Below are 4,317 nucleotides of genomic sequence, written 5' to 3'. Positions count from 1 at the left end.
TTGCCACCAACCACCTTGAAACAAAGCCATGGCTTTCATGGGACTTCCAGCAAAAAACAATACTCAATCTTAACCCAGGAAATCAGAATTGGAAACGATAAGTTTAGTTAAATTTAACCACTTCCATTCATTTGCAGCAAGGTTTACTGGCAGGAGTTAACCTAACAGCATTAGCTAATGAGAAACAGAGGTTTTGGTCAAGCAGCGTGTCGCTATTCGGTATGTGATCAATCCACCTCCGAATTTACCGGTGCGATACACTTACTATTTTCTAGACGTAATTAACGGCTCTAAATGGGGGTCCCTCTATCAGATCCGGGTTTGACAATAAGGTCTTCATCACGCAGCCTTTTTCTACACTCATCTGCAACAAACTCAAGCTGGCTCAGATCAGATTGGTATTTATTAAACAGACTCTTCTCAATACGGTAATACTCCTCATAGTCAGCCTTCTGGTTACTGACAGGTATTGAAACATAGTAATCGCCTGTTTCCTCTTCCACACCTACTGAAAAGTACTTTTCCTTAGAAAAAAACAAATCTCGAAATTTCAAACTATGACCCACCTTCTGTTACATTTTTAGAAATATATCCGCTAGTAGGCACCCCACCAACATCAATAATAGCTTCTGAACTACCATCAGGTAACTTGCCACCAACAAGCCAAAAATCATTTGCGCCAGCTTCATTGCCTGAAGGTATTCTAAGCCCCAGAACTGATGGATTTGCAAAGTCGACTCTCATTAGATCGTTCCCCTCTAGCATTTTACGTGGAAGACCAAGCGAGTCTGCTAACTTGCTTGGATCACCTGCAGCTTGGGCCATCAATAAATCTGCTTCACTACTCGGCATAACAAAAGAGGTTCCATCCCTCTGACCAGGCCCGTATTTATCTAAATTTGTCTTTGTCATGAACCGAGAAGCACCGCCACTAAATTGTTGGAGGTGCAAATCTATATAAGACTGCGGCAAATATGTTGATGGTTCAGGCCTTGTCCCCTTCTCCATTACCTGGACTTCCTTGATTCTGCCGTAACAAACGGCAGCATCAGAAGTTGAACCGAAATGCCCCTTAAACTGCTTCTGAAAGTTATTCCAAGCATTCTCTTTACAACTCAACCCCAGCGGATCCACCCAGTTGATATGATTCGGTGCGTACTGGTAGTGGTTTATCCCTCCCAGTAACCCTATTGGGTCCTGGCTGATAAAGCGGCCTGTGGTTGGATCGTAGTAGCGAAAGTGGTTGTAGTGCAAGCCGCTTTCTTCGTCAAAATACTGGCCTTGGAAACGGATAGGGTTGTCGATGTCGCTTACCGTAACCGTCGCTTTGCCAAAGCTGCTGTAATTAGCTTGCCAGACAATCTGGTTGTTGCTGTCGGTTACGGATAATGGCGTGCCGAGTTGGTCTAACTGATAGCTGAACAGCTCGCCATGCTTGATAAGGAACAGTGGCTGGTGCGTTCTTGGTTACGATATGTACTAACTAAATTCTTCGTACTGCTACCCTAGTGCACCTTCATCAGACTGGTAATTACTCAGCACCTGAAAAACTTAATTTTCTGGTTATCTTTGACCGTGACACGCGCCGAGTCAGCATCTACTGAAATGTTCTCACACCGACATGTGGCAAAATGTTCCGGTAACGACTCAACACTTTCGCCACAAAGTCCACACTCATAATTGATTTTTTTCCCTGCAGGAAAACCTTTATTTAAGTCTGGTTTGAAATATTTTTTTTTCATTTTTTGGGAATCTCGCTAGTGCGTTTGATTTTTCCTGAAGCTATTAGTCCATCAACTCCACCATGCTCTTCAGCAACAAAATATTGAGTGCCACCACCGGGCTGTCCAAACCAAGGAGCAATTGGTCCAGCTAATACGTCGAATGGCTCCACAACCTCAAATGTATGTGGTGAGTAAGTCTTACTTTTCGGGGGTAGTGCACGCTTTTCAAACTCTATACCCTCATCAGCAAAATATCGACCAGTATCAACAAACTGTCCGTTTGCATTAAAGTATCCGCCATAACGATCCAGCTTAACTCCTGGAGACAAGGTTACTAATTCAGCCAAAACCTTGCTCTGTGAAGTAGCAAACCCATCATGTGCAGGCCAACTAAAAGCACAAAACTTACCGGATTTATCATGCCAACGACCATTAGAATCTAGCTTATATGGTGTTCCTGGCGGCTGCGGGTCAATACTAAGATCTTCCTTCGCACACAACCCCAGCGGATCCACCCAGTTGATATGATTCGGTGCGTACTGGTAGTGGTTGATGCCACCTAACAGCCCTATCGGGTCCTGACTGATAAAGCGGCCTGAGGTTGGATCGTAGTAGCGAAAGTGGTTGTAATGCAACCCGCTTTCTTCATCAAAATACTGCCCCTGAAAGCGAATAGGATTATCAATGTGGTTTACCCTAACCGTTGCTTTACCAAAGCTGCTGTACTGCGCTTGCCAGACAATCTGGTTGTTGCTGTCGGTTAGGCTGAGTGGCGTGCCGAGCTGATCCAGCTGATAGCTGTACAGCTCACCATGCTTGATAAGGAACAGTGGCTTGTGCGTGCCAGGCTCAAAGATGTACCAGCTAAAGTCACCGTTGTGACACTCTCCCAGCAGGGTATCGCCATCCCACAGGTAATCGATGCGTCCCTGGCTGGTGATTTTGGCACTGCGCCGGCCAAGCGCATCGTACTCGTAACGGCTAAGGCCATCTTTGTGGCTTAGTGACAGCAGTTGATTAAAGCCATTGAACTCGCGCCGTTGGCTGTGCTGTGGGTGGATCACAACGATTTGGTTGCCACTGGCATCGTACTGGTAACTGTGCGCGTGATAGCAGGTTAAGCGGTCTTGTTCGACCGTGATCGCTTCCCCTTGCGGATTACCAAAACTATCCCACTGGTGTGTTTCGTTCTGGCTTGCATCCTGACTGTGCGCTTTGGCGATAAGCTGGTCCAGCTCGTTGTATTGATAACGCGTATCACCTTCCTGGCTATCTTTTACTTCGGTCAGCTGATGCAGGCTACTGTACTGGTAGTGGCGTTCGCGGTTGCTGGCATGCTCACTGTTTTGCGTCTGAATGCCGTGCCAGCGCTGCTCGGTGAGCTGACTAAAGGCATTGAAGGCCTGGTGTTGCTGCAAGCCACTGGCATATTCACGGTGGATTTCCCGACCGGCGGCATCGAAGTTGCGCCACAACACCGGTTGTTGATTAATGGCCAACTGACTAAGCTGGCCGCTGCTATGGTAGTGGTAATCCAAGCGGGTGCCATCGGGCAGTATGGTCTGGCTGCGCTTGCCATGCCGGTACATGTGCTGCAAGCGCCAATCGCCCTGCCAGCTATCGGTTAACTGGCCAGCTTTATCGTAACCAAACCGCAGTTTACGCTGGGCATTATTAGCCCGAAGCACACGCCCTACTTTATCGTAATGAAAGTGGTTGCTATCAATACGCTGCTGCACCTGAGCTGTCTGCTCGATGATACGGCCGCGCAGATCGCGTTTAACCCTGATAAAGCGTTCATTGCTGTCACGCAGGCTGCTTACCTTGCCATCGGCATCGTACTCAAACTGTTGCTCGCGGCCATCAAAGCCCTGCAAGCGCACCGGCCGCTCCTGACCATCGTATTCGAGCTGATAGCGGGCACCATCGCTGCGCATAATGGCCGTTAAGTTCCGTTCTTTGTCGTACTCGTACTGCAGGCTGCTGCCATCCCCATGCCGAAGCTCAACCGGTTGACTTAAACCTTCATAACACCATTCGGTAGTGTGGCCCAGTACATTGGTGCTTTTTACTAAACGCCCGGCTGCATCGTATTGATACTGCTGCAACTCCGCCTGCTCTGGTGCCTCTTTCGAGTATTGCTTTTGGGCTGTGAGCTGGCCGTGCGCATCACGGATGTACTCGGTGACCAAACCTGCAGCATCCACGCTGCCATTTAAGCGGCCTAGTTGGTCATAACTGTAACGCGTAACTGAATCGCCCTGTTTGCGGGCCAGTAAATGGCCCTCATCATCCCAGACAAACTGCTCGATACTTTGATCAGGCTGACATAGCTCTATCAGTTGGTCTTTTTCGTTGTAACGGTACCGAACCTCAGAGCCGTCTGGACGTCGCTCTAATCGAAGTAAACCCGCCGCGGTAAACTCACGTTGCCAAACACCGCCCTCAGCATCGACGATAGTGGTACGTTGGCCCAAAGCATTGTATTCAAAACGTGTTGTAGCCCCATCGGCTGCAATAATTGCCGCCAATTGGCCTTGCCGGTTGTAACGGTAACTGGTTTCAGCACCGCCTGGCGCCACTTCGCTTTGTT

At 48.4% G+C, this 4,317-nt stretch carries 3 protein-coding genes; all 3 read right to left on the bottom strand.

Going from position 1 to position 4,317, the window contains the following annotated elements; all coding sequences use genetic code 11:
- Window positions 1-290 precede the first annotated feature (290 nt).
- Entirely contained in the window at window positions 291-554 is a 264-nt protein-coding gene (locus JJU14_RS16140; RefSeq protein WP_228614748.1) for a hypothetical protein, read from the bottom strand.
- A gap of 1 nt (window position 555) precedes the next feature.
- Window positions 556-1,425 carry an RHS repeat-associated core domain-containing protein gene (locus tag JJU14_RS16690; protein ID WP_300976273.1) on the bottom strand — a complete coding sequence of 290 codons (870 nt, stop codon included), beginning with the start codon at window positions 1,423-1,425 and terminating at the stop codon, window positions 556-558.
- 313 nt (window positions 1,426-1,738) lie between these two features.
- A partial coding sequence (locus tag JJU14_RS16130; protein WP_228614747.1) for an RHS repeat-associated core domain-containing protein occupies window positions 1,739-4,317 on the bottom strand: 2,579 nt, incomplete at its 5' end.

This window comes from Alkalimonas sp. (assembly GCF_020831925.1).
Lineage (GTDB): Bacteria > Pseudomonadota > Gammaproteobacteria > Enterobacterales > Alteromonadaceae > Alkalimonas.
Note: the sequence above shows the minus strand (reverse complement) of the source record. Positions and strands in the feature narration are given on the sequence as shown.